At 65.9% G+C, this 24,370-nt stretch carries 26 protein-coding genes and 1 tRNA gene; 19 read left to right on the top strand and 8 right to left on the bottom strand.

Going from position 1 to position 24,370, the window contains the following annotated elements:
- Position 1 precedes the first annotated feature (1 nt).
- Positions 2 to 1,090, bottom strand: coding sequence for a hypothetical protein (locus MTDSW087_RS19550; protein ID WP_144766578.1), 1,089 nt, complete (start codon positions 1,088 to 1,090; stop codon positions 2 to 4).
- Positions 1,091 to 1,217: 127 nt separating this feature from the next.
- On the opposite strand from MTDSW087_RS19550, the gene MTDSW087_RS19545 reads away from it, so the two are divergent.
- Positions 1,218 to 1,293: transfer RNA gene (locus MTDSW087_RS19545), tRNA-Lys, on the top strand.
- 201 nt (positions 1,294 to 1,494) lie between these two features.
- Here MTDSW087_RS19545 and MTDSW087_RS30295 read toward each other — a convergent pair.
- Positions 1,495 to 1,761, bottom strand: coding sequence for a hypothetical protein (locus MTDSW087_RS30295; RefSeq protein ID WP_186383916.1), 267 nt, complete (start codon positions 1,759 to 1,761; stop codon positions 1,495 to 1,497).
- 72 nt (positions 1,762 to 1,833) lie between these two features.
- The gene (locus MTDSW087_RS31315; RefSeq protein WP_186383915.1) at positions 1,834 to 2,295 is read right to left on the bottom strand and encodes a hypothetical protein; all 462 of its coding nucleotides are present in this window, start codon (positions 2,293 to 2,295) and stop codon (positions 1,834 to 1,836) included.
- A gap of 70 nt (positions 2,296 to 2,365) precedes the next feature.
- On the opposite strand from MTDSW087_RS31315, the gene MTDSW087_RS19525 reads away from it, so the two are divergent.
- On the top strand, positions 2,366 to 2,689 hold the full coding sequence (locus tag MTDSW087_RS19525; protein WP_144766574.1) for a hypothetical protein: 324 nt from the start codon (positions 2,366 to 2,368) through the stop codon (positions 2,687 to 2,689).
- 657 nt (positions 2,690 to 3,346) lie between these two features.
- Here MTDSW087_RS19525 and MTDSW087_RS19520 read toward each other — a convergent pair.
- Complete coding sequence (locus tag MTDSW087_RS19520) at positions 3,347 to 4,357, bottom strand: SDR family oxidoreductase (RefSeq protein ID WP_144766573.1); 1,011 nt, start codon at positions 4,355 to 4,357, stop codon at positions 3,347 to 3,349.
- A 193-nt stretch (positions 4,358 to 4,550) separates the two neighbouring features.
- Here MTDSW087_RS19520 and MTDSW087_RS30285 point away from each other — a divergent pair, with 193 nt between their 5' ends.
- Both MTDSW087_RS30285 and MTDSW087_RS19515 read left to right on the top strand, forming a co-directional pair.
- The gene (locus tag MTDSW087_RS30285; protein WP_186383914.1) at positions 4,551 to 4,727 is read left to right on the top strand and encodes a hypothetical protein; all 177 of its coding nucleotides are present in this window, start codon (positions 4,551 to 4,553) and stop codon (positions 4,725 to 4,727) included.
- Between the two features lie 223 nt (positions 4,728 to 4,950).
- Positions 4,951 to 5,226 carry a hypothetical protein gene (locus tag MTDSW087_RS19515; RefSeq protein ID WP_144766572.1) on the top strand — a complete coding sequence of 92 codons (276 nt, stop codon included), beginning with the start codon at positions 4,951 to 4,953 and terminating at the stop codon, positions 5,224 to 5,226.
- A 692-nt stretch (positions 5,227 to 5,918) separates the two neighbouring features.
- On the opposite strand, the gene MTDSW087_RS19510 is transcribed toward MTDSW087_RS19515, so the two are convergent.
- Positions 5,919 to 6,194: a hypothetical protein gene (locus MTDSW087_RS19510; RefSeq protein ID WP_144766571.1), complete on the bottom strand. Its 276-nt coding sequence runs from the start codon at positions 6,192 to 6,194 to the stop codon at positions 5,919 to 5,921.
- Between the two features lie 226 nt (positions 6,195 to 6,420).
- Between MTDSW087_RS19510 and MTDSW087_RS19505 the strand changes: the two genes are divergently transcribed.
- The 3 genes from MTDSW087_RS19505 (at position 6,421) to MTDSW087_RS19490 (ending at position 9,736) form a co-directional block, all read left to right on the top strand.
- Positions 6,421 to 7,284, top strand: coding sequence for an FkbM family methyltransferase (locus tag MTDSW087_RS19505; protein ID WP_186383913.1), 864 nt, complete (start codon positions 6,421 to 6,423; stop codon positions 7,282 to 7,284).
- Positions 7,285 to 8,149: 865 nt separating this feature from the next.
- Entirely contained in the window at positions 8,150 to 8,719 is a 570-nt protein-coding gene (locus MTDSW087_RS19495; protein ID WP_144766568.1) for a hypothetical protein, read from the top strand.
- Positions 8,720 to 9,148: 429 nt separating this feature from the next.
- The gene (locus MTDSW087_RS19490; RefSeq protein ID WP_238179541.1) at positions 9,149 to 9,736 is read left to right on the top strand and encodes a response regulator; all 588 of its coding nucleotides are present in this window, start codon (positions 9,149 to 9,151) and stop codon (positions 9,734 to 9,736) included.
- Positions 9,737 to 9,777: 41 nt separating this feature from the next.
- On the opposite strand, the gene MTDSW087_RS19485 is transcribed toward MTDSW087_RS19490, so the two are convergent.
- Positions 9,778 to 9,966: a hypothetical protein gene (locus MTDSW087_RS19485; RefSeq protein WP_144766567.1), complete on the bottom strand. Its 189-nt coding sequence runs from the start codon at positions 9,964 to 9,966 to the stop codon at positions 9,778 to 9,780.
- Positions 9,967 to 10,130: 164 nt separating this feature from the next.
- On the opposite strand from MTDSW087_RS19485, the gene MTDSW087_RS19480 reads away from it, so the two are divergent.
- Entirely contained in the window at positions 10,131 to 10,367 is a 237-nt protein-coding gene (locus MTDSW087_RS19480; RefSeq protein ID WP_144766566.1) for a hypothetical protein, read from the top strand.
- A gap of 138 nt (positions 10,368 to 10,505) precedes the next feature.
- On the opposite strand, the gene gcvA is transcribed toward MTDSW087_RS19480, so the two are convergent.
- Positions 10,506 to 11,384, bottom strand: a complete 879-nt coding sequence (gene gcvA, locus MTDSW087_RS19475; RefSeq protein WP_144766565.1) for a transcriptional regulator GcvA — start codon at positions 11,382 to 11,384, stop codon at positions 10,506 to 10,508.
- 74 nt (positions 11,385 to 11,458) lie between these two features.
- Here gcvA and MTDSW087_RS19470 point away from each other — a divergent pair, with 74 nt between their 5' ends.
- The 3 genes from MTDSW087_RS19470 to MTDSW087_RS19460 are packed head-to-tail and all read left to right on the top strand — an operon-like array spanning position 11,459 to position 14,008.
- Entirely contained in the window at positions 11,459 to 12,703 is a 1,245-nt protein-coding gene (locus MTDSW087_RS19470; protein ID WP_144766564.1) for an MFS transporter, read from the top strand.
- A 22-nt stretch (positions 12,704 to 12,725) separates the two neighbouring features.
- Positions 12,726 to 13,553 carry an EamA family transporter gene (locus MTDSW087_RS19465; protein ID WP_144766563.1) on the top strand — a complete coding sequence of 276 codons (828 nt, stop codon included), beginning with the start codon at positions 12,726 to 12,728 and terminating at the stop codon, positions 13,551 to 13,553.
- A 41-nt stretch (positions 13,554 to 13,594) separates the two neighbouring features.
- A complete protein-coding gene (locus tag MTDSW087_RS19460) occupies positions 13,595 to 14,008 on the top strand; it encodes a GFA family protein (protein WP_144766599.1) in 414 nt (137 codons plus the stop codon).
- A 205-nt stretch (positions 14,009 to 14,213) separates the two neighbouring features.
- On the opposite strand, the gene MTDSW087_RS30910 is transcribed toward MTDSW087_RS19460, so the two are convergent.
- Entirely contained in the window at positions 14,214 to 17,249 is a 3,036-nt protein-coding gene (locus tag MTDSW087_RS30910; protein ID WP_238179543.1) for a PAS domain S-box protein, read from the bottom strand.
- 573 nt (positions 17,250 to 17,822) lie between these two features.
- On the opposite strand from MTDSW087_RS30910, the gene MTDSW087_RS19445 reads away from it, so the two are divergent.
- The 8 genes from MTDSW087_RS19445 to MTDSW087_RS19410 all read left to right on the top strand — a co-directional run bounded on the left by MTDSW087_RS19445 (position 17,823) and on the right by MTDSW087_RS19410 (position 24,360).
- Positions 17,823 to 19,079, top strand: coding sequence for a tyrosine-type recombinase/integrase (locus MTDSW087_RS19445; RefSeq protein ID WP_144766562.1), 1,257 nt, complete (start codon positions 17,823 to 17,825; stop codon positions 19,077 to 19,079).
- The gene (locus MTDSW087_RS19440; RefSeq protein WP_144766561.1) at positions 19,076 to 19,819 is read left to right on the top strand and encodes a hypothetical protein; all 744 of its coding nucleotides are present in this window, start codon (positions 19,076 to 19,078) and stop codon (positions 19,817 to 19,819) included. Before MTDSW087_RS19445 ends, MTDSW087_RS19440 begins: the two co-directional genes overlap by 4 nt.
- A gap of 112 nt (positions 19,820 to 19,931) precedes the next feature.
- The gene (locus tag MTDSW087_RS19435) at positions 19,932 to 20,147 is read left to right on the top strand and encodes a helix-turn-helix transcriptional regulator (protein ID WP_144766560.1); all 216 of its coding nucleotides are present in this window, start codon (positions 19,932 to 19,934) and stop codon (positions 20,145 to 20,147) included.
- Positions 20,148 to 20,350: 203 nt separating this feature from the next.
- A complete protein-coding gene (locus tag MTDSW087_RS19430; protein ID WP_144766559.1) occupies positions 20,351 to 20,581 on the top strand; it encodes a hypothetical protein in 231 nt (76 codons plus the stop codon).
- Entirely contained in the window at positions 20,578 to 20,865 is a 288-nt protein-coding gene (locus tag MTDSW087_RS19425; protein WP_144766558.1) for a hypothetical protein, read from the top strand. The genes MTDSW087_RS19430 and MTDSW087_RS19425 overlap by 4 nt, the downstream gene beginning before the upstream one ends.
- Positions 20,862 to 22,988 carry an AAA family ATPase gene (locus tag MTDSW087_RS19420; protein WP_144766557.1) on the top strand — a complete coding sequence of 709 codons (2,127 nt, stop codon included), beginning with the start codon at positions 20,862 to 20,864 and terminating at the stop codon, positions 22,986 to 22,988. Before MTDSW087_RS19425 ends, MTDSW087_RS19420 begins: the two co-directional genes overlap by 4 nt.
- Before the next feature lie 370 nt (positions 22,989 to 23,358).
- The gene (locus MTDSW087_RS19415) at positions 23,359 to 23,631 is read left to right on the top strand and encodes a hypothetical protein (protein WP_144766556.1); all 273 of its coding nucleotides are present in this window, start codon (positions 23,359 to 23,361) and stop codon (positions 23,629 to 23,631) included.
- A gap of 54 nt (positions 23,632 to 23,685) precedes the next feature.
- Positions 23,686 to 24,360, top strand: a complete 675-nt coding sequence (locus tag MTDSW087_RS19410; protein ID WP_144766555.1) for a recombinase family protein — start codon at positions 23,686 to 23,688, stop codon at positions 24,358 to 24,360.
- Positions 24,361 to 24,370: the final 10 nt, after the last annotated feature.

Here is a 24,370-nt window from a genome sequence, read left to right as displayed (position 1 = left end):
CTCAGGGATGGGCGAGCACCCGGTAGAAGCCGCCGGGATCGTCCGCCCCGGTCTCGGCCGCGGCCTTCAGCCCGGCGACGATCCGGGCCGCCACCGGCAACCGGTAGTGGAGGGCGTCCCAGTAGTTCGAATCCTCGGTCGTGACCGGAGAGGGAATGCGGAAATCCACCACCAGCGCGCCGCGCCGCCGGCCGATCTCGGCCACGCGTGCCTTGCACGCCGCCTCGCGCCGGCCCTGCTCGGTCCCCGCCGCCCCCTGCGCCGTCGCATGGACCGGCATGAAGGCGACGATCCGGCGCGCCGAATCCGGGAGCGCCGCGAGCAGCACATCGAGCCTGTCGAGAGCCGGCATGGCCGCATCCGGCCGCTCCTGCGCGGCCGCGGCCTCGTCCGCCTCCGGATCGATCCGGGTGCCGGCGCGGATATGGAGGCGGGCGCGCTCCAGATCGTAGGCGGCCTCCGGCGGGGTGAACACGCCGTAGCCGTCCGCGCGCAGGCGCACCGGCGCCAGATGCAGGGCATGCAGGGCGACACGGCCCGCGACCGCGAGGCCCTGGAGGTTGGCCTGCTTCAGCGCGCCCCAGGACGCTCCCGGCTCGTAGAGCCAATCCGGGAAGGGATGGGCGGTGCGCGGCGGCGGCTCGGCCGCGCACCAGGTCGCATCGAGCCCGAACAGGGCGGCGCGCACCGGCCGCCCGGCGAGGAACAGCTCGGCCAGACGGCGCTGCTCGTCCGGCGTGGCCGCATTGACCGCGAGATTGGCGAAGCGGGCTCCGAAGGCCCGGTCCAGATCATCGGGGTCGAGCAGGCGCGCCGTCGACGTGCCGAACACCGCCGCGTCGAAGGCGCCGCCGCGGGCGATCTGCGGGTACATGAAGCGCTGGTTGCGATCCATGATCGCCCCCCCCGGCCGCCCCGGCGCGGCACGCAGGCCGTAGGGGTCCATCGCCGCGACGAAGGCGATAGCCGCAGCGCCGATCGCCAGGGCGGCGACGACGAAGTCCCAGCTGAAGCGGCGCCACGCCGCGGGCACCGGTTCCAAGTGGGGAGCCCGAAGGCTGGGGTCGGTCGGGCTGTGATCCTGGCGCATCGCTGCCCGGCTGCCACGGGACCATGGCGCCGGCAGGGCAGGGGCTACGCCGAAGCGGTTGACCCCATCCCGACGCTCACCTATTGCGGGCCACGCTTCCTCCCGGCTCCCTGGCCCGGCAGCGAGCGAGCGCGTAGCTCAGTTGGTAGAGCAACGGACTTTTAATCTGTAGGTCCTGGGTTCGAGTCCCAGCGCGCTCACCACAGATTTCGCCCGCCAGGTCAAGAACTTAGCGGGCTTTTTGCTGACCCGATTGGGCTCTGATGGTGTTGCATCACGCTGCAACACGGCCCCTGCTTTTACAATGGGTTACGCCTGGACCTCCGCGGCTCCGCGCAACACGGATCGAACACGTCCGGGGCTGCTTGCGGCTTCCGACCGGCCGTCCTGCCGCGACCGTCGCCTTACTCTCCCGTGGCTTCCTCGGCGCGGGCGTCGATCCACTTGGCGAGATCGGCGAGGTGAACGTGCTTGGCGCGCCGCTCGCTGGCCTCGATACCGTCACCATGCAGAAGCCGGTGGATGGGAGGCGAGACGAGCACTGAGGGAGCTGCAATACTGGCCATCCGCGAGGCCTTCTCAGAGCATCTGAAAGCGAAGGGCGACCCGAAATGAAGATGCTGGCTTTGATCGGTCTGATGGCCGTCGTTGGCCCGGACGCCTTCGCGCAAGGCGCCCGAGACGTCCCGGTGGAGCGTGATCTTGACCGAATGGACCGCTTAGACAGGCGCCTTGACCGGAATCTACCTCCGCCGGTCGATCCGAATGTGGCCCCAGACAATCCTGATGGTGTCGTTGGTTTCGACGATGTGCCCGATGTCTACGGCGATGACATTTTGGACAGTGGGCCGCTCGCGCCAGGGTCGCCGGCCGACATCGACGATGATTGAGAGACGATCCTCCAGGCGTCTCGCGGAGCGTCTAGAGATGAAGGGCCAACCGAATTGAGCGACCACCGCCCTCCTGCCCCTCCGACACAGGCAGACCTGGACCAAGCGCAGATCGGCCGCGCAGCGGTCGGTGCGCTGGCACTTGGCGCCTTCGCGATCGGCGCCCTGGCCGTAGGGGCATTCGCGATCGGGCGGCTGTCGGTCGGACGAGCGCGGATAGGCCGGCTCGAGGTCGGCGAACTCACGGTCGGCCAGCTCCGCATCCATCGCGAAGACTGACACCAGCACCTGTGCTAAAATCTCACAGCCGCCCATGAAAAGGCCGGCCCGTATTCAAGCAAGGGAATAACGAAGGACGGGGGTAGCCGAAAGCGGAGTATGCGCGATGACTGACGCCAACGGCGAGCCCAACAAATTGGCCGAGGTTCTGCGTCTGGCAACTTTGGTCGCCGAGCGAGTCCTTGAGGCACAGCTCATCGAGCGCCCCGTACCTTCGGATCAGTTCAACGCGCTCGTCAGCGCCGTCAGGCTCCTACAGGATCAGAACGTGCCGTTACCGCCGTTGGTGGAGCAGGTCGTGTCCGAGCTCAGCAAGCGGCTGAGTCAAGTCGAGGCTGCTCCCGACGACTCCTCTTCGGAACCTGAGGCTGAGCATGACAGCGTAATCGCTGGCCTGACACGGTTCCTGGGCGCATTCCGGCGGGAGTGAAGGTGCTCCTCACGAGCGACGGTGGGGAGCAGCGCCGCCACGGTCCCCGCGAAGGCGTATGCACTGTCACCGTCGTCGCACATTCGGAGGCGGGCCACCTGCGCCAGCATCGCGGTCCAATAGGCCGCCCAGAGGCTCGCGACGCAGTCCGACCAAGCCGACATGGGGTAGCCTGTTGTGCACGCCGGATGCCGACCCCAATGAACGAGGCCGTGACGAGGGCGCAACCACCAGCCACCCGCGCAGAGGTCAAGAAATTTGCCCCCCGGCTTCGCTGTCCTAGATGACTATCGAGGCAGCCAGAGGAGAGCATATGGCCGATCTGCTGAGCAATACCCACCTTCGCCGCACCGTTTCAGCGGTGCGACAGGATGATCGGCAGATGAAGGCAGCGGCTATATGGGACGAGGTAGCGGAAGAGCGGCAAGCCTTGGAGGACCGTACGTCACGACTACGAGCGCTGCGGCTCGCTCGCGAGGCAGACAGCCGATCGTGAAGGCTCACTGCCACCCCGCCAGCACGACGACGCTGGAGAAGGTCAGAGCCGAGGCCATGATCGTGAGGGCTGGCGCATCCATGCGGGATGGCCAGCGGCCGACTTGAAACTCGACCATATCGCCTCTCGGCCAGGGCGCGGCGATTCAGGGTAGCACCGCACTACCGCCGGCCGAGCAAGCGGCGTGGTGAGCTTGCCAGGGCCACCATACCGGCAAAGCCAAGGATGGCCGCGCCAGCGACACCTGTCAGCAGCAGGTCGCGGTCGCGGCTCGTCCAGAACTCCTGGCGGGTCGTGCGCGTGCGGGTCGAGAACCGCCCATCGATTGCGGCCTCACCCGGGACTGGCTCGAACAGGTTGCCAGCGCGGTCCGGCTTCTCCGCCTCCTCGAGCTGCGCATCCCACATCGCGGCGGCCTTGCGGTCCGCGAGGCCAGGGGCGAGCGCCTGGGCTGCGGCCATCATCAGCGACGTCCGACCCACCCAGACCTCACGCTGCGGGCTCTCGACCGCATGAAGGATCGCCTCGGCACAGAGGCGCGGGTCGAAAACAGGGTCGGGCGCGTTCTGCCCGTGGCCCGTGCGTGTCCGAGACCAGCCGAATTGCGGCGTGTTCACCGCCGGCAGGTAGACGACGCTCAGGCTGACATCGACACGGTCGTGGATCAGCTCGCATCGGAGGGCATCCGTGAAGCCGGAGACCGCGAACTTCGCCCCGCAATAGGCGGCCTGGAGCGGCGCGGCTCGGATGCCGAGGCCCGACGAGACCTGGATGATGGCGCCCCGGTTGCGCGGCTTCATGTGCCGGAGTGCGGCCAGCGTCCCGTACACCTGGCTCAGATAGGTGGTCTCGGTGACGCGCCGATATTCCTCGGGGGTGATCTGATCGGCCGGGCTGACGACCGTCGACATGGCGTTGTTGACCCAAGCGCGGATCGGCCCGAGTTCGGCCTCGATCCGTGCGGCTGCTGCCTCTACCGCTGCCGCGTTCGCGACGTCAGCGGAGATCGCCAGCACTGGCCGGCCATACTGGGCGAGGAGCTTCTCCGCTTGGCGCAAGCGCGTCTCGTCGCGGGCAATCACCGCGACCGTCCAGCCTCGCGCGGCGAAGAGTTGCGCCGTCGCGAGCCCGATACCGGCAGTTCCACCCGTTACGACCGCGACCCGTGCCATAGGCGCCTCTCCTCGACGACACCGCGAGAACGGCCGGGCTCAGTTGGGGTTGCCAGGCGCGCGGAAGCGTCACGTCCCGCTCTGTCTCGCCGCTCGTGGCGCAGATCCTACCTCACTCTGGCTCGGCCATCCTGGCTGGGCAGAACCGCCGCGATATGGCGGACGGAGAGGAAGCCCAATGCGCACGTGCATAATGGCCGCGGCCCTGCTGACCGGCTTCGGCGCGGCATCGTTCACGGCACCGGCCTCGGCGGCACCGGTCGGGCCGTCTCAGGCGCTGACAGCCGGCACCACCATGACGGAGCAGGTCAAGATGAAGCGCAGCCGCCCGCATGGCGTCCGGAAGATCCCGAAGAAGAAGGGTCTTTGAGCGCAGCGGCGCATCGTGGGCCTGCCGCATCGCGCGGCAGGCTGATCTGCTGAAGGTGGCCTATGCGGACCCGGTGCCTGGCAGAGGCGAGGCATGGCATCGTCCACCCTGTTCTGATCGGACTGAGGATTCTGCTCGCCATCGCGACATAGTCGCCAGCCCGTCCAACCAAGCTGGCTGACACGCGTTGGTGAGCATCTCCCAGCCGAACTGAGAGCTTCAGATGCGCATCGCCTTGGCAGCCCTCATCGTCGCCCTGTCCGGCCCAGCCTTCGCCTTCGGTGGTGGAGGCGGCGGCGGCAATGGCGGAGGCGATGGCCTCAACCCCTACGCTGAGCTCAGCGGCAATGGACGCACCGGCGGCGTCAACAGTGGCCCTTACAACCCGCCAGAGTACAACACCTACCTGCGGGCGTATGGCCCGGATGGGCCGGGCCGGCGGCGGGTCCGCGACCACTATCGTCCTGCGCCTCGACCCTACTACGGCTCCCCCTACTGAGCAGCTGGCGACGAGAGGCCTACCAATGACATCGCGAGGCGCGACCCTGCCTTGCGGCGGCATCCCTAACCCAACGGCGGTGAGCCATGCCCGAAAGGCCTTGATCGCCGCGATGTGGGCCACCTCGTCCTTCCAGTTCGGGAGCAGGGCCGAGACCGTGTGGCGCTTCCCTAGTGTCAGGACTCGGAGCAATCGGATTAGCCCTGCCAAGCCGATGATCTGACCTGACCGGCTGGCTTTGGACCGAGCTGATTGAGAGGATCAGCAAGGCCCATGGCCGCGTCCCCGGCACGCGGCCGCTCTATCTCGGACACCCCCAGTTCGAGGGTTTCGAGACAATCGGAATTTCGACGACCGCGTGAGGAGCGCCCCGTTCGCGCGCTGCCGGCAGCGCGCGAACGGGACGAAGCCTGTTTTCAACAATGTTCGGCACGCCGCTTCGGAACTCGAAGGGCCGCCTGGACGTAGGTCCGAGGCCCGTAGCATCCTGACAGGGTGTTGCCATGACCACGAACCTCCTGGTGTTCACTGCCCTCCCGCTCTTGATCGGCCTCACCGCTGCCGTGGGGCTGCTCATCGCAGAGCATCGCGGCGAGCACCTTCCCTGAGCCTCGCCACAGGCTCCGCTCCGGCGCGCAGGGCAGCGTGAGAGCGATGACGGCTGCGGCCGACGAGAGTCTCCCGCCGGCATCTCAGCACCCGATGCAGATGTCCCGCACGAAGCGCTCGCGCATGGGGCCGACCTGCTGGTTCGGAAGACGACCGGCCGCCGGAACAGGTGCGACCCGGCGGACCGACGGCGCGCGCGCTATGCGCCCATCCATGCCCGGAGCCGCGTAAGTCGCGGGCGAGGGCGGAACGAACTTGGCAGTCCGATAAAAGGGGCTCGACCGATGCGGGGACATCGGCGCGGCATGGGCGGTCGGCTGCGCTGCAACCAGTGCAACGGCGAGGGTGCGAACGAGCATGGACGCCTCCTCTCTGACCAACGCCGCCGCGGCCATTTCGTTACGGCTCAGGCAACCGCCACGCGTATGCGGTCGAGGCGATAGAGGATGCGTCGGCGTGCGGAGGCGTTGAGGCTACCCGGATCTATCAGGCCTGTATCCGGCGGAAAAACCTGACGCCCTTCACATTGACTCGCCCATGCGAAATCGATCGAAGATGTCACCTGCTGGCAAGGCTGGAGGCACCATGTCATCCGTCTCCCTCAGAGACAATCATCTGTTCTCTTCTATCGTGCGCCTGCTCGATGTCGGGCAACGATTCTACATGCGCGCGGTGTCCTATATCAGCCCGGTGGAAGAGGTCCGAACCAGCTTCGGGACATTGATGCGCTGTCACTCGCGGGATTTCGTCCAGAGGCGGATCCGGTTCTTCAAGATCTTCGAACACAACCTCACATATTATACGCTCAACGCCTTGCGGCCGGGCGACTATTATCTCGATATCGGCGCAAACGTCGGGTACTTCACGCTCCTCGCCGCAAAGACGGTCGGCTCCGGTGGCAAGGTCATCGCCGTGGAGGCTGACCCGAGAACCTGCGAAGCCTTGCGGAGCAACGTCGCCCTCAACGGTTTCTCCAATGTCGATATTCGCAATGTTGCAGCGACCGAGAAGCGCTGTCAGGTCGATATTTGCCCCGGCGAGAAGCATAATTCTGGCAGCAACAGCATCGCGGTGAGCACCAGCGCCGGCACCGTGCAGGGGCTTCCGCTCCGAGAAATCGCAGGCGCCGACCTTTCGCGTATTACGTTTATCAAGATCGATGTCGAAGGGGCCGAAACCCCGATTCTCCAAGCCATATTGGATTCACTGGCTGAACTCCCCACCAACCTCATCGTTGCCGCGGAAGTAAGTCCGAAATCATCGAAATATATCGACCTCTTCGCCGAAGCCGGTTTTGAGGTCTCCGCCATGCAGAACATCTATACGATCGATTATTACCTCACCCGCTCATATTTGAGCCGATACGGCGAGGCGGACAATGTCCATATCATACCGATCAGTCATTACGACGACAAATATACGGATTACGTATTCAGCAGAAAGTCGTGACTGAGATCAAAAATCTTATCCGACGGCATTCGCTTTCCTCAGAGCCATTTCCATGGCCATAGGAACAGCCTATAACCGGATTCTGGCCTGCGACTCCCATCCCAGTCGGCAGCGCTCAGCAGCCAACGCGACTGCGAGACGCTACAGCGCCGCGGCATGAGGTCCATTCGTTCCGCGTCATACGTCTCCAGTAACCTGCCGCCCTTCCGTAGCGCACCTTGAGCAGACCCAGCATGGACGGCGGACCTAGCAAGTGATTCTCTTCCGAAGATAAGATCGGAAGACCTGTGGATTCCGTGAATCCTCGGGACAACCGTCCGCGTATGCAATCCACGTCAGTGCTGCCGGCAAAGCACTGAAGACTCATCGCTTTTTGCAAGGCATTCTGGAGACATGGAACAGACTCCGAGAGGTTGTCATGCAGTTCGAGGTCCGGCTGGCTGGTAATGTGTGGGAATGGGTTCTCTTGAATGATGTTCGAGAGATTCTCGCCGCGTCGCACCGGACTTTTCCGACCTCGACTCAGGCATCCGCCGCAGCTCTCGCTTGGTCGCAGATGGTGAACAGGGCAGCCAGGACCCTTACGAAGCAAAGCTCCGTCTCTCTGCTGTAAAACACCGACCAAGAGCCCCAGCGATTCGGATTTTTTGGACAACGAGGAGAGAACTTACTCCCATCGGATCACCTCTCTGTGCGATTCGATGCCTTAAAAATCAATTCGACCTGCAATTACGACTGGACAGTTACTCAATCTCAGCTTTTCCGATACACCTCACCCATATCATCAGCCAATATCGGCCTTGACATATAATGTTGGCAGGATGCCCATAATGGCGCTGGCGAGTCGCGCCGCTGGAGTCTGAACATGGCGGGGAAGAAGCTCAAGCTGAACATCGCTTGCTTCAAGACTGGCGATTCGGATTGGAAGCGGGTCTATCGTCCCTACATTGAGGGAGCCAATGCGCTCCTGAAGCCGCACAACATGGAGCTCGGCATCCCCTCGGGCGATCCGATCGGCATCCCGTATCAAGGTCCGGTATGGCCGGATGCCGGGGATCCGGGGACACTGAGGGCCCAAGCTCACAATGCTCTATCCCAGGGCGTGGGCATTCCTCTCATATTCTGCATCCTGGGCGATCCAACCGTGTTCGGCATGACGATCAAGACCGAGGATGCAGCAGCCAATAACGGGATAGGCTGGCTGCCTTACATTCTCATTTCAACATCCATGAGGAACAGAGCCGGCGACACGATCGTGCATGAGATGGTCCACACCACTTTCCCTCATCGGGGCGATATACACGATAGTGATCCGCACAGTATCTTCAGCGAGAATGGAAACATCAGCGACAACGTGTCGGGCCCCGAAGTCGAGAAACGGCTCTCCAAGATTTACGCCGAGAGGCTCAGGCACGCATATTTCAAGAGCGCCTAGGCTGTTGATCTGATCGATGCCAGAACGGGGACGGCTGAGGCGTAGGTCCACGCCAGTCTGTCATTGCGGATCATCGGGCTGCCTGGCGGATCCAGTCCGATGTTTCACCCTGCCTTTGCGCAAACCCCACCATCCGCATCGGCGACCCGGTTCAGGATAGGGGCATACGCGCCCTCGTAAGCGCCGCGAGCCTGACGCTATGAAGATCGCGCGACGCTCGGGCAATCTCTGTGGCCGTGATGGGATAGGGCAGGGGGAGCCGGCACATCCTGATTGCCCGCAATTGAATGCCAGCCAAGCAATTCATGATATTAGCCTTTGTTACAGCGCAGCTGAAACCAGCGCGATCCACCGTCGTTCAAATGAAGGTATTACATGGATTAAGGAGCATCCCGGTGCGTAGCCAATCATCGCCGGGCAGGAGGGTTCATGCGTCGTGGGGACGATATGCTTCAGTTTTCGGACTGTGGGAGCGCCAATCCCACGGCACACGGCGTCGCGAACCGCCTGGCCCCAGCATATGATCGCCTCATCGATGTCGAACTCCCGCCGAGACTCGGCGAACTCGTCCTCCTCCTTCAGGACCGCGATGCGGTCGGGCTGAAGGGCCGCGGCGTTCGCTCCACCACAACGAACCCCACACGGATCGTCGTCGTCGTGGAGGCCGATGCCCTCCTGCGGGAACTCGCCGTGGCGATGCTGGAAGAGACGGTCCTCGATGTCGTTGCCTGTGCCAGCGCCGAGGAGGCGATCCGCTTGATCGGCGAGCACCCCGACGAGGTGGCCATGCTGTTCACCGACATTCGGCTCGCTGGCGCGATGGATGGCGTTCAACTGGCTGGCCTAGCCAGCAGCACCTGGCCGAATATCCGTCTCGTCGTGACCTCCGGCGGAGGCGGCGACCGGGTCGAGGAACTGCCCGGCCAGGCGGTCTATCTCGACAAGCCCTGGCGCGCGCTCGACGTTCTGGTGCAGGTCGATCAGGCCGTTCGGCAGCCAGGACCCGCACGATCCTGAACCCGGGCTCTACCGAAGCCGCACGGGCCGCGGCCGCCCCATCAAGCCCCGTCGTGCAGCTTGGGGAAGCCGGTGAACGCCTGCTCCTCGCGGCGGGCGACCTCCTGGCCGAGACGATACAGCAGCACGCGCATGATCTGTTGCAGTTCTTCCGACCCGTGATCAAGGACAAGCGTCCCAGCTTCGATGCAGGCCTCTACCATCTCATCGAACTCGTCGCACTCGATCATGGCAATCGCGAAGATCCACTCAACCTAAACGCGAAGGAGGTCTAGCGCATTCCAGCCGTCTGGCAATGGCCCCCCGGGATGCGAATTCTGACAACTGGAACGGCTTCCATCCTGGGTTGCATGGCCTTATAGAAGGGCGGTCGGTCGCGCTTCGAATATCCGGAATGGTAGATCGCTCTCATCCAAACGGCGTGTATCCCGGTCCGCGGAATGCTCGCATCCAGCTCGCACGGATCGCCGCCGCGCTCGGCCGGCCGGTGGAGGAGCTGACCCTGGATTCCGGCGACCGGGACGACCTGACCGGCGCCGCCGAGCTGCTGAGCCTTTGGTTCGCCATCGCGGACGCGGATGCGCGGGCTGAGGTCCTGGCCGTGGCACGGGCTGCCGCAGCGGAGCGCTGATCGCAGTTTCGGGGGCCGTCCCGATGCCTCTCTCCTGAAACCGCAAGGGCCCGCCGTGGTCGCCTGCATCGATCGTGCGACCGCGGAGCGACGCATCGGGCGATCCGGCGTCAGGTCGGCGACCAGCCACTGTCGCGGTCAAGCGGCAACCAGCAGCCACTCGCAGAACGCCCGCACGGCGGGGTCCTCCTTGCGGGCTTCCGGGACGTAGGTGTGATAGCTGCGCGCCGGCAGCGCGGGGCCGGGGAAGGGGAGCGTCAGCCGGCCCGCCGCCACGTCGTCGGCGACCAGCCGGGTCGGGCCCATCGCCACGCCCAAGCCGTCGAGCGCCGCCTGCAGCGTCAGGTAGAAATGCTCCAGCGTGATCGAGGCCTGCGGCTCCAGGTCCGGCACGCCGGCCGCCTTCAGCCAGTGCGGCCAGACCTCGGCCAGCGTCGCCGCATGCAGGAGCGTGTGGTGCTTGAGCTGTGCCGGCTCCCGCAGCGGCTGGCGCCGCAGCAGCGCCGGGCTGCATACCGGGATGCGCTCCTCGGTGAGGAACTCTCGCCCGACATATCCTGGCCGCGTGTCCGGTCCACCTCGGATGGCGACGTCGAACGGCTCGGCGATGTGCGCGAGCGGAACGTTCGAGGTCGTCAGCCGGATCTCGATGGCGGGGTGGGCGCGCTGGAAGGCGGAGAGGCGCGGGATCAGCCAGCGCAGCGTGAAGGTCGCGAGGGCGTTCACGTGAAGCACGCGCTCCTGACCGCGCTCCACCTGCCGCGCGGTCGCGAGCGCCACGCGATCGAGGGCCGCACCGATCTCGGCGAGATAGCTGCGTCCGGCTTCCGTGAGCACCACGCGCCGATTGTGCCGCTCGAACAGCAACACCCCGAGCCACGCTTCGAGCGCCTGCACATGCCGGCTTATCGCGCCGTGCGTGACGCGCAGCTCGTCCGCGGCCAGGGTGAAGCTCGCATGGCGGCCGGCCGCCTCGAAGGCCTTCAAGGCGTTGAGCGGCGGCAACCGGCGATGCATGCGTCAGATTTCCTCACGTGAGCGTCAGCATAAGGCGTTTGTCAGCGCGAGACGAGCGGACCATCCTGCGGGGCATGACGACCGAAACCCGGATCTCGCCCGCACTGCGCCCCGGCACGGCGAAGGATATCTCCCCCACCTCCCACGATGCACGGCGCTCGCTCACGGTGGTCGGGGTCAACCACGCGCTCCACGACGGCTATACCGACCTGATCTACGTGCTCCTGCCGGTCTGGCAGGCGGAGTTCGGCCTCGGCTACGTCGCGCTCGCGGTGCTGCGGTCGCTCTATGTCGGCGCGCTGGCCGGGCTGCAGATGCCCGCCACCGCGGCAGCGCGCCTGCTCGGTGCGCGCGCCGTACTCATGCTCGGCACGCTCACGAGCGCGGGCGGCTACGCGCTCGCCGGTGCATCCGGGGGCCTCCTCGGCCTGTGCTTGGCCCTGGCGCTCTCGGGTGCCGGCAGCAGCACGCAGCATCCGCTCGCCTCCGCGGTGATCGCTCGCGCTTACGGACAGGCCGCTCGCGGCCCGCTCGGCACCTACAATTTCGCCGGCGACCTGGGGAAGGCGGCGCTGCCACCGCTCGTCGGCTTCCTCCTCACACGTTCCGACTGGCGCCCGGTCCTGTGGCTCGTCGCCGGTCTAGGATTCGTCGTCGCGCTCGGCATCGGCCGCCTGCTCCCGCGCGAGCCCCTCATGCCCGGCGAGGCACACGGGACGGCGAAGGCGATCCGACACGATGGCACCGGCCAAGCCGGCCGGACGGGCTTCGGCCTGCTCGTGGCGATCGGCATGCTCGACAATGCCGCGCGCCCGGCCTTTCTCATCTACCTGCCGTTCCTGCTCCAGGCGAAGGGGGCGGCGCTTGCGACGGTGGGCGTCGCGTTCGCCCTCGTCGCGGTCGGCGGCGCGCTCGGCAAGGCGGTCTTCGGCCGGCTCGGCGAGCGCTTCGGGGTGACGCGCAGCGTGATCCTCACGGAAGCCGGCACGGCCGCGGCCATCCTGGCCGTGATCGCCCTTCCGCTTGCCCCCGCCCTCGTCGTGCTGCCGGGGCTCGGCCTGATGCTGAACGGGACGTCCTCCGTCCTCTACGGTACGGTGCCGGAACTCGCGCCGGGGGGACGGGTCGAGCGGGCCTTCGCGATCTTCTACACCTGCACCTTGGGCGGCAGCGCTCTCGCGAGCCCGTTGTTCTACGGCCCGCTCGGCGACGCCGTCGGGCCGAGCGGGGCGGCGGTTGCAGCCGCGGCGACGGCCTTCGCCGTGATCCCGCTCATGCTCGCCCTGTCGCCCCGGCTCGCGACGCCGAGAGCGTCGTGAGGCGCCGAGGCGACGACCGCGCATGACCCCGCTCGTCCTCGCCGGCGTCGTGTGCGCCGCGATCCTGCATGCCGGCTGGAACGCGGTGCTGCGCGGCGGCAGCGACCGCCTCTGGTCGATGACGCTGATGATGATCGCCGTCGCCTGCGCCTCGGCGGTCGCGATGGCGTTCCTGCCCTGGCCGAACGCGGCGAGCTGGCCCTACGTGATCGCCTCCGCCCTCATCCATACCGGCTACAATCTGTCCCTCGTGCGGACCTACCGCTCGGGCGACCTCGGGCAGACCTACCCGATCTCGCGCGGCTCCTCGCCCGTCCTCGTCGCGCTGGGCGCGGCCATGTTCGCGCACGAGACGCTCGGCGTCGTCCCCATCATTGGCGTCGCGCTGGTGTCCGGCGGCATCCTCTCGCTCGCTATCCAGGGCGGGCGGGTGCGAGCCGACTTCCTCCCGGCCGCGTTCGTCACCGGCATCTTGATCGGGGCCTATACCGTCGTCGACGGGATCGGGGTGCGTCTGTCCGGGAACAGCCTGTCCTACGCGGCGAGCATGTTCCTGCTGTGGAGCCTGACCATGCCGCTCCTCTATCTCGCGATGCGCGGAACGCCACCGGCCTATACCGGCCTGCAGACGGCGATGGCGCTGGGCGGCGGGCTCGTTTCGATCCTGGCCTACGGCATCGTCATCTGGGCCATGCAGTCCGATGCGATGGGGGCGGTCTCGGCGCTGCGCGAGACCAGCGTGGTCTACGCCGCCCTCATCGGACGGCTCTTCCTCGGGGAGGAACTGAGCCCGCGTCGGATCGCGTCCTGCCTCGCCGTCGCAGTCGGCGCGGCGTGCCTGGCCTGGTGATCCATTCTCCAATGAACAGGTAGATAGGGGACTTGGGCACCATGACTGTTCGGGCTGGCCAGTGCCATTGCGGTGCGGTGCGTTTCGCGGTGTCGCTCGGCGACGGCTTCGATTCGGTCCGCCGCTGCACCTGCTCCTACTGCCGCATGCGCGGCGCCGTTGTCGCCATGGCGGAGGCGGGCGGGATCAAGATCCTGCAGGGCGAGGATGCCCTGACGCGCTACCGCTTCCATACCGGATCGGCGCAGCACTTCTTCTGCTCCCGATGCGGAATATACACCCATCACCAGAGGCGATCCAACACCAGCCTCTATGCAGTGAACGTCGCCTGTCTCGACGGGGTCAGCCCGTTCGACTTCTCCGAGGTGCCCGTCACGGATGGGATCAATCACCCGAACGACACCGGCATGCCAGCGCGTCGCGCCGGCACGCTGCGCTTCATCCCGGCGGATTGACGATCGCGGCCCACGGATCCGTTTCGGGAGGCGGCCTGGTGGGTCGGGCTGCTGCGAATCTCGGTCGTTCCAGGCCAATCATACGACATCCGGGTGATCCCTTCGGGATGGCGGATGTCGCCCTCGCTCAAGCGCCGCGCGGGCTTGCTGAGACCGCCGGCAAGCAGATCTTCCCAAGGCCCGAGATGCCTCTCGGATCCTGACCTCACTGAGCGATCAGCTCACGGATGCGGGCGGCCAGAGTATCCACTGCGAAGGGCTTGGTCAGCACCGCCATGCCCGGCTCGAGCTGGCCGTTGCTGAGCAGGGCGTTCTCGGCATAGCCGGTGATGAACAGCACCTTGAGCTCCGGCCGGGTGACCCGCGCCGCGTCGGCCATCTGGCGGCCGTTGAGACCGCCGGGCAGCCCGACATCGGTGATCAGCAGGTCGATGCGCGCATCGGATTGCAGCACCTTGAGGCCGCCGGCGCCGTCCGCCGCCTCGACCGCGGTGTAGCCGAGATCGCCCAGCACGTCGGTGACCAGCATGCGCACGGTCGGCTCGTCATCCACGATCAGCACGGTCTCGCCGTCCTCGGCGACCGGCAGCAGCCCGGCTTCTGGCAGCACCTCGTCGTGCTCGGCCTCGCCCTGGTGGCGGGGCAGGTAGATGCTGACGGTCGTGCCTTCGCCCACACTGGAGTGGATGCGCACCTGCCCACCGGATTGCTTGGCGAACCCATAGATCATCGACAGGCCGAGGCCGGTGCCCTGCCCGAGCGGCTTGGTGGTGAAGAACGGGTCGAAAGCCTTGGCGATCACCTCCGGGCTCATGCCGGTGCCGGTATCGGACACGCTGAGCGCCAAGTATTGCCCCGCCGGCATATCCTGCCGCTGGGCCGCCTCCCGGTCGATCCAGCGGTGGTCGGTCTCGATCGTGATCCGGCCGCCCGCCGGCATGGCGTCGCGGGCATTGATGCAGAGGTTCAGGAGGGCGTTCTCCAGCTGCGACGGATCCACCAGCGTCGGCCAGAGATCGCTCATGCAGACCGTTTCCACCTGCACGCTCGGGCCCACCGTGCGCTGGATCAGCTCGAGCATGCCGCTGACCAGGGTGTTCACGTTGGTCGCCTTGGGGTCGAGCGTCTGCCGGCGCGAGAACGCCAGCAGCCGGTGGGTCAGTGCGGCCGCCCGTTTGCTCGCCCCCTGCGCGGCGACCATGTACTTGTCCACGTCCTTGAGGCGGCCCTGGCCGATGCGGGTATTCATCAGCTCCAGGCTGCCGGAGATGCCGGCCAGCAGGTTGTTGAAGTCGTGCGCGAGGCCGCCGGTCAGCTGGCCGACCGCCTCCATCTTCTGGGACTGGCGCAGCAATTCCTCGGCCTGCATCAGCTCGGCGGTGCGCTCGGTAACGCGCTGCTCCAGCGTCTCGTTGAGGGCGCGCAGCGCGTCGGCATAGGCGTTCGCGCGCGCTTCGGACACGCGCAGGTCCTTCTCGCCCTGCGCCCGCTCGGTCGCGGCCCGGATCCGTTCGGTCACGTCACGCACGAACAGGATCTCGTCGTCCGTCCAGGCGCGCGGTTCCGTCTGCCCGACATAGAGGAGGGCCACGAAGCGTCCCTGCTCGAAGATCGGCAGGTTGATGAAGGCGCGCGCGCCGATGGCTTCGAGATCCGCCGCATACGCAGTGGTCCGCCGATCCTCGGTGACATCGGCCACCACGACCGTCTCACCCTGGCGCAGGTTGTCGAAGTAGCTGCCGAAGTCGCGGAAGTGGATCAGGTTCGGCAGGGCCCGGACGCCCGCGATGGACCAGTCCTGCTCGACGAGCAGCGTCTCGGCCGCGTGGTCCACGGTGCCGTAGCCGACCAGACTGGCTTCCAGCGTCGTGCCGAGGATCTGGGCCGCGACGGAGGCGATGTCGCGGGGTTCCGTCAGGTCGCGCAGCCGATCGCTCAGCTCCTGCGTGGCCGCGTTGCGGGCCTGGAGCTGGCGCCGTGCCGTGACGTCGTTGAAGAAGATCGCGATCTGCCGCTCGTCGGGTTCGCCGACGGGCACGGCCCGGACGTCGAACCAGCGTGCGAAGGCTTTGGCATAGCTCTCGAAATTGGTGGGTTCCCGGGTCTTGGCGACCCGCCCGTAGGTCTCGAACCAGAACCGCTCCAGGTTCGGCGCGAACTCGGTCACCCACTTGCCGCGCAGGTTGACGCCCGCCTCCCGCTCGAAGGCGGGGTTGGCTTCCAGGAAGCGGTAGTCCACCGGCCGGTCGTCGGCATCGAACTTGACCTGCACGATGGCGAAGGCGGCCTCGATCGTGTCCAGGATCGTCCGGAAGCGCTCCTCGCTGACGCGCAGGGCGCTTTCCGCGCTGCGCATGCGGGTCAGGTCGAGCATAGCGCCGATCATCCGGCAGGCACGGCCCTCGCCGTCGCGGATCACGTGCCCCCGGTCGAGTACCTGGGCGTAGGAGCCGTCTGCCTGCAGGAAGCGGTACTCGTCGGTCCAGGCACGACCCGTGCCGTCGATCACCGCATGGATCGAAGCGTCGATGCGGGCCCGGTCGTCGGGGTGGATGTGGCCGATCCACCAGTCGCCGGTCGGCTCGATCGTCGCCAGGGGGTGGCCGTAGGCCTCTTCCAGCGCCGCGTTCCAGAGCACGTGGTTGGTCGTGAGGTCCCAGTCCCAGATCGCGTCGGTGGTGGCCTGCAGGGCCAGCCGGTAGCGCTCCTGGGTCTGTTCGAGGGCGGCCCCCGCCAGGTGCTCGGCAGTGCGGTCGCGCAGGATCTTCAGGAAGCCGAGATGGCCCCTGTCGCTGTCGACGAGCGGCGTCATCTCGCCCGAGGCCCAGAACCGGCTGCCATCCTTGCGCAGGTGCCAGCGCTCGTCCGCGGCCCGCCCTTCCTGCAGCGCCAACCGCATCTCGTGCTCGACATAGCCGCTGGCGCGGTCTTCGGGCGTGAAGAACCGTGCGGTGTCCTGGCCGCGTATCTCGTCCGCGCTCCAGCCCAGCACGTGTTCGGCACCCGGGTTCCAGTCGGAGATGATCCCGGCCGGGTCCGTGACGATCATGGCGAAGTCGACGGCGCTCACGAAGACCGCGCGCTGTCGCGCCGCGCTATGGGCATCGTCCTGCGCGGCACGGGACCGCTGATCGGCCTGGTGGCCACCGAGGCGCTGCGCGTCGATCCCGGCCTCCGCCAGCGCAACTCGCAGGCGCGCGTTCTCGGCTTCAAGCTCCTCACGCGTAAGGGAATTCAACACGGCCCCGGACACACTTCGCACGTTCCTCGCGGTCGCGTTTTTACCCGTAAGCTGCGCTGCCCACAATCGAATCGGCGTTCTGGAGCGGTCCAGGCAGGATGACATGCCGCCGCGCTCGGCACATCCGGCAGTCGCCGGCCGGCCGCGACGATACCGGCGGCGAGATCCGCCTGGGACGGGTCCCCCAGCTTGGCTCAACGCAGCGGCGTGTGCAGCCTGTTCCACAACCCACGGCACGGCGCGGGACAGGCGCAACCCTGCTTCCCGTCTGCTTCCTGAGCACGACCGTCAGGCAGCAGGCCAGAAATGCAAAAAGGGGCCAGCGCTCATGCCAACCCCTTCGAAAGGTCCTGCGATTCGATGGTACAGCCGCCCCGGCTCGAACGGGGGACCCCCAGATCCACAATCAGATTTTCAAGCCTAACAGGGCCGAACAATCAGGTGGTGGTCAGATGGTCGACGGCTTTGCCAGCGCTGGCAAAAGCTGCCAATGTTAGGCTTCGTTCCTAACTCGGGGTAACAGCCCTTAACGGGCCATTTCTGTTACCCCTGGTTACCCCGGCGGAGCACCAGATGGCGGCGCGGGTACTGACCGTGCAGGCAATCGAACGGATGAAACCGGACGCCGCGCGTCGCGCGGAGATCCCGGATGCGACGCTGCCAGGGCTCTACTTTGTCGTGCAGCCCAGCGGCGCAAAGAGCTGGGCCGTGCGGTACCGCCACGCCGGCAAGACGCGGAAGATGACGCTGGGGACCTATCCGGCGCTCGACCTCGCCAGGGCCCGTGAGCAGGGCAGGGCGGCTCTCCACCTCGTGTCGCTCGGGCGTGACCCCGCGCAGGAGCGAGAGGCCGCGAAGGCTGTGCCTGCGCCGGAGCCTGATCGCGACCTCGTCAGTACCGTCGTGGAGAGCTTCATCGAGCGCCACGTCAGGAAGAAGAACCGCCCCCGCACGGCCGAGGAGACGACTCGCCTGCTCCGTTCCAAGGTGCTTCCAGCCTGGGGCACCAAACGGATCCACGAGATCGGCCGCCGGGACATCATCGAGCTGCTGGACCAGATCGTGGACGCCGGCACGCCGATCGCGGCGAACCGAACCCTCTCGGCCGTCTCGAAGCTCTTCAACTGGTGCATGGATCGCGGGATCCTTGACGCGAACCCATGCGTCCGGGTGAGGGCACCGGCCGCAGAGACGAGCCGCGAGCGCGTACTGGAGGAGGCCGAGATCCGGGTGCTCTGGCGCGCCTGCAACGAGATCGGGTGGCCGTTCGGGCCCTTCGTCCAGTTACTGCTGCTCACGGCGCAGCGGCGAGACGAGGTCGCCAAGATGCGCCGGTCGGAGCTGCGTGAGGGCGGCACGCTCTGGACCATCCCCGGCGAACGGTCGAAGAACGGCGTGGTGCACGACGTACCGCTCTCCGGAGCCGCCCAGAGCCTTCTGACGAGCCAGCCACGGGTGGCGGGCAAATCGGGCTACGTTTTCACCACGACCGGCCGAACCGCGATCTCGGGCTACGCCAAGGCCAAAGCGCGGCTCGATGCGACCATGCTGGCGATCCTGAAGCGGGTTGAAGCCGAACGGGGAGGGGAGACGGACAGCGTGATGATGACACCTTGGCGCCTCCACGACCTCCGGCGCACGGCGACCACCGGCATGGCGAAGCTCGGGCATCCGGTGCATGTCACTGAAGCCGTGTTGAACCACCACTCCGGCACGATCAGCGGCGTGGCCGCGATCTATAACCGCCACCAGTACCTCGATGAGAAGCGCGCGGCGCTGGAGGCCTGGGCGCGGCATGTGAGTAGCTTAATTCAGGAAAATGAAGCGTGACCGACTACGTGCCGCCGGGCTTCGTCTCCATTGCACACGCATGCGAAGCAGCTGAGAATTCTTGGTACGCGGCTGAAATAAAAGCTGCCGCGCAGCAAATTGAGGCAGCACAGAAGGAGCGTCCAAGAGTCGACGATGTTCTGGGTCGAGCTATATCTGGACAATTCGAGAACGAAAATCGGAAAAGAGCGCTGAATTACGCATTAGGCCCGATCAGACTGGAAGTTTGTCGCAAACTTCGAGACGCTTTTTTTCTTGGTCAACTCACGGCTCACTACTTCGATCCGGTTTTTGGCTCGTCCGATCTCAGATCGATACCGACGCGCGAATGGGCTACCCCAAGGGTCGATAGCGTATTCGAAATCGGTTTTTATTTCCCATTAGGGAAGCCTATTCGGACATCAATCTTCTCTCGGGAAGATCTAACTGGCGCTGCGCTGGTCCTCATAGCTCAGCAGGAACTGAATGAATTTCTGTGTGGCCAGACTTTTTCTTCAGTATCTGCAAAGCCAGACACAAATACTAAGCCCAATAAACGCGGTCGCCCCAAGGGTTCAATATTCGCAGAACTTGATATTGCCTTATTCCCGCAGATTGATGAGCTATTAAAAACTGGCAAAGCCCAAGGCGCGAATGGCGCTGCGCTCCTTATCGTAAAGCAAATCGCGGGCTCTGGGACGGACGTGAGCCGTGCGAAGCGGGTAGCCAACCTCTATAACAGCAAAAGAAAGCTAGCGTAGAATTTTCACTGAAATGGCGCGGCCAAATCCTCGAATTCCGCTCCATTCAAATTCAGTGACTTAGACTAAGACATCGAGCCATCTTCAGCGTGTTCCAACAAGGAGCAACGCAATGCCTTCTGTTGTCCAAAGCACTAACAGCGATCTTCTACCGGCCTCAATGGTCAGGCGCCGCTATGGCGTCAGCGACATGACCGTCTTCCGTTGGGTGAACGATCAGAAACTCGGTTTCCCGCAGCCGATCTACATCAACACGCGCCGCTACTGGCGCCTTGCCGATCTGGAGGCCTTCGAGGCTCGACAGGCCGCCAAGAGGGAGGCTGCCTGACCGATGGCCCATAAAGTCAGAACCCCCGCCGCGGGCACGGCGAGGGTCCTGGGAAATGACTGCTTGGCGGCTGTCACCCAGGATTATAGCGCGCCCACCTTCATTATCCAACGGCTTTCGCGTCGGCTCGGCGTGTCAATCGAGGTCGCAGGCGTGCTCGCCGAGTTGGCCTTCCCTGCCGCCGACAACTGGCGGAAGCGAGCATGAGTGAGTCGCGCACCATCGCTGAGTTCACGAAGAACAACGCGGAGACGATCCGCGTCGCGCTCGTGGATCTCGACGGCTTCCTGCTCTGCGATATCCGGACCCTGTCAGCCAATTGCGGTGATCAGGGCGAGCGCCGGCCGACCCGCGCCGGCATCTGCATCCGGATCGGGCTCATCGCCGACCTCATCGCCGCCTTGCAGGATGTGCAGCGGGAGGCGGTCCAATGATCTCGCGCCGCCTCGACCGCGAGGACTTTCTCTGGGCGCTGGACAACAGCCGGCGCCGCTACCGGGTCCGGCCGACCCGACGCAATGATCTGAGCGCCTATCCCATACAGGATCCCGCCGGCTTCATCACCGTGGTGATGGTCCGCGGCGGCGCGCCGGTCGTGATGAAGGACACCTGCGGCATCTCCCCAGGCCCCTGGTTCGATACCGACGCCTACGCCGACTTCCGGTTGCTGGCGATCAACCGTGCGCGTGCGCTCCGTCAGCAGGGAGGCGCCGCGTGACGCTCCACCAGGCTCCCCCCGTGACCGAGTTGCGCCTCGCCCTGCGCGAGCGTGGCTACCACCCCGTGCCGGTGTCAGCGCCTTCGATGAAGGTCAAGGACGCCGGCAAGCGCCCGATGATGAGCGCGTGGCAGGTGCGCTGCCTCGACGCGCCGCCCGGCGAGATCCAGCGCTGGTCGCGGGCCGAGCCGGACTGCACGAACACCGGCCTGCTCTGCGGCACGCTGATCGGGCTCGACATCGACGTGCTGCAGCCGCAGCTCGCGCAGGCCATCGAGGCGCGCGCGGTGGAGATGCTGGGCCCCACCCCGCTGCGGCGGGTCGGGCGGGCCCCCCGGACGCTGCTCTGCTACCGCGTGGCGACGGCACATCGCAAAATTCAGACGGCCGATCTCTTCTACTCGGCCGATCCGGACGAGAAGGCGACCAAGGTCGAGGCCCTGGCCGAGGGTGAGCAATTCGTGGGCTTCGGCTGCCATCCGCAGACTGAACGCCCCTACGAGTGGTCCGCCGGCTCGCCCCTCGACGTGCCCTTCGCCGACCTGCCGGAGACGGATGCGGATCGACTGAGCGCCTTCGTGCGCGAGGCTGAGGCCATGATCCGGGCGACCGGCGCCGAAACCCGGGCGGAGCAGCGCGAGCGGATCCGCCAGCGCGAGGAGGAGGCACAGGAAGCCTCCGGCACGTCGAAGCACGAGAAGCCGTCACGCGCGACGGTGGAGGACTTGCTGCGCCACATCCCGAACGACTGCACCTATGACGAGTGGGTGCAGGTCGGGTTCGCCCTCTACGATGGCCTCGGCCCGGAGGGGAAGGACGTCTGGGAGGCGTGGTCGGCGCAGTCGCCAAAGAACGAGGCCGCCTTCACGGCCAAGAAGTGGGATAGCTTCAGCAAGCCGGGCGGCATCACAGTCGGCACCCTGTTTTGGCTCGCCAGGCGGAATGGATGGGGACCAGCGGAAGGTGATAAGGCGGAGGCTCCACCCGCCAGTATCAGCGCCGAGCCGTTCGCCTGGTGCGATCCGAGGACCATCCCGTTGCGCGAGTGGCTGCTCGGCCGGCACTACATCAAGCGCTTCGTCAGCGTGACGGTGGCGCCTGGCGGCGTCGGCAAGTCGAGCCTTGCCATCGCCGAGGCCCTGGCGATGACGAGCGGCCGGGACCTGCTCGGCGAGCAGCCGGCCAGCCTGCTCAAGGTCTGGTACTGGAACGGAGAGGATCCGCTGGACGAGCTGCAGCGGCGCGTCATGGCCACCGCCATGCACTACGATCTCGGCCGCGAGGACGTGGAAGGGCGCCTGTTCCTCAACTCCGGCCGGCAGACCGAGATCGTCATCGCGGAGCAGACCAGGAACGGCATCACCATCGCGGTGCCCGTGGTCGAGGCGGTGAAGCGCACCATCGTGGAGAATGGCATCGACGTGGTCATCATCGACCCGTTCGTGTCCTCGCACCGGGTGTCGGAGAACGACAACAACGCCATCGACCGTGTGGCGAAGGCTTGGGGCAAGGTCGCCGAGGAGACGAACTGCGCCGTCGAGCTGGTGCACCACGCTCGCAAGACCGGGGGCAACGAGGTGCAGATGGAGGATGCCCGCGGCGCCGTGGCCCTGATCTCGGCCAGCCGGACGGGGCGGATCCTCAATGCGATGACTAGGGAAGAGGCCGAGCGGGCAGGCGTGGAGCGCCGTCGCCTTCACTTCCGGGTCGACAACGGCAAGGCCAACCTTGCCCCACCGCCGGAGGGTTCGGACTGGTTCAAGCTCGCATCCGTGCCGCTCGGCAACGGGCCGCTCGGCACGGACGGCGACAGCATCGGCGTGGTCACGCGCTGGAAGTGGCCCGATCCGCTCGCCGATCTCAGCGTGGACGATCTACGCCGCGCGCAGGCCGCCGTGCGGGCCGGTGGCCCCTGGCGCGAGAACGTCCAGGCCGCCGATTGGGTCGGCAAGCCGATCGCTCAGGCGCTCGGGATTGATCTGTCGGACAAGCTCCAGAGGGAGAAGGTGAAGCGCCTGCTCAGGATCTGGATCGCCAATGGGATGTTCGTGGTGGTGACGGGTCAGGATGAGAAGAGCCGACCGCGCCCGATGATAGAGGTGGGCGAGGCCGCCAGCGACTGAGATGTTTGGGGCGCCATTCATATCCCTCCGTCCGTCCCCACCCCCACCACCCCCACTCCCATATAGGGAGGTGGGGAAGTGGGGAGGTGGAGAAACGGACCCAAGCCTCCACCTCCCCACCTATCTCCACTCCACTTCGCAAGGTGGGGAAACTGGAGAAGCAGGACCCATCGCAAGTTCTTGAGGGATGGCAAATTCCAAACCGACCGCCGCGCTAAAGGACGCTATTCGCGGCTCAAGCGATGTCGGTTCGAGCGCATGCGAGCAGTAGCGTCACCTACAGAGTGCTGTTGTGGGGCAAGATTTCTAGGCGCGGTCTGGGACGGCGCGCCATCCATCCTGGGAAACAGCAAAAATCGAGAGGGATCGCATGGACGCTGAGACTGACGACCTGCCGCCGCTCTCCGATGAGGGGGCCGTGATGCTGGCCTCGGCCGTCACGATGGTGGAGCGGGTGATGGAAGCCCTCGGCGGCATGGGCACGGATGACGACGGGGCCTTGGCCCGAACCCTGACGCTGGCGGCGCTCGGCGGCTTCATCGGGAGCGGCGGCTTCGACATGGACGACGACGACCAGGCCATGACGAAGCTGATGTGCACTGAGGTGATCTACCAGCTGGAGGCTAGGCAGCACGCCCATTGACCGGCGGACTCTATGCCAGTTACAAATATCTCAACGAAGGTTGAGGTTGTTGTTATGGCCAGCGGCAATCACGTCCTCTACTACCGCGTCAGCACGGACCGTCAGGGCAAGAGCGGTCTCGGCATCGAGGCGCAGCGCAAGGCTGTGGCCGACTTCCTCAACGGTGGCGCCTGGAAGGTCTGTGCCGAGTTCGAGGAAGTCGAGAGCGGCAAGGATGCCGACCGACCTGCGCTGGTGAAGGCAATCGAGGCATGTCGCCTCTACGGCGCCCGGCTCGTCATCGCGAAGCTAGATCGCCTCTCCCGCGACGCGCACTTCCTGCTCGGGCTTGAAAAGGCAGGCGTGGACTTCGTCGCTGCCGACATGCCGAACGCCAACCGCCTCACGGTCGGCATCATGGCGATGGTGGCGGAGGAGGAGCGGCGCATGATCAGCGCACGCACCAAGGCCGCTCTGGCAGCCGCCAAGGCCCGCGGCACCAAGCTGGGCGGCTTCCGTGGCTACGTGCCGACCGCAGCCGACAACGCAGCCTCCAAGGCCGCCTTGAAGGCCAAGGGTGACGCTCAGGCGGCCCGCCTCGCTCCGGTGATCGCTGGCCTGCGCGCCGAGGGCATCACCTCTGCCACCGGACTCGCTAAGGCCCTGACGGCCCGCGGCATCCCGACAGCACGTGGCGGAGAGGTGTGGACAACAATCCAAGTGCAGCGGATCTTAGCTAGAGTCGTATAAATGGCTACAT

It is taken from the genome of Methylobacterium dankookense (assembly GCF_902141855.1).
Taxonomy (GTDB): Bacteria; Pseudomonadota; Alphaproteobacteria; order Rhizobiales; family Beijerinckiaceae; genus Methylobacterium; species Methylobacterium dankookense.
The sequence above is the reverse complement of the archived record's forward strand: the minus strand, read 5'-3'. Positions and strand labels throughout refer to the sequence as shown.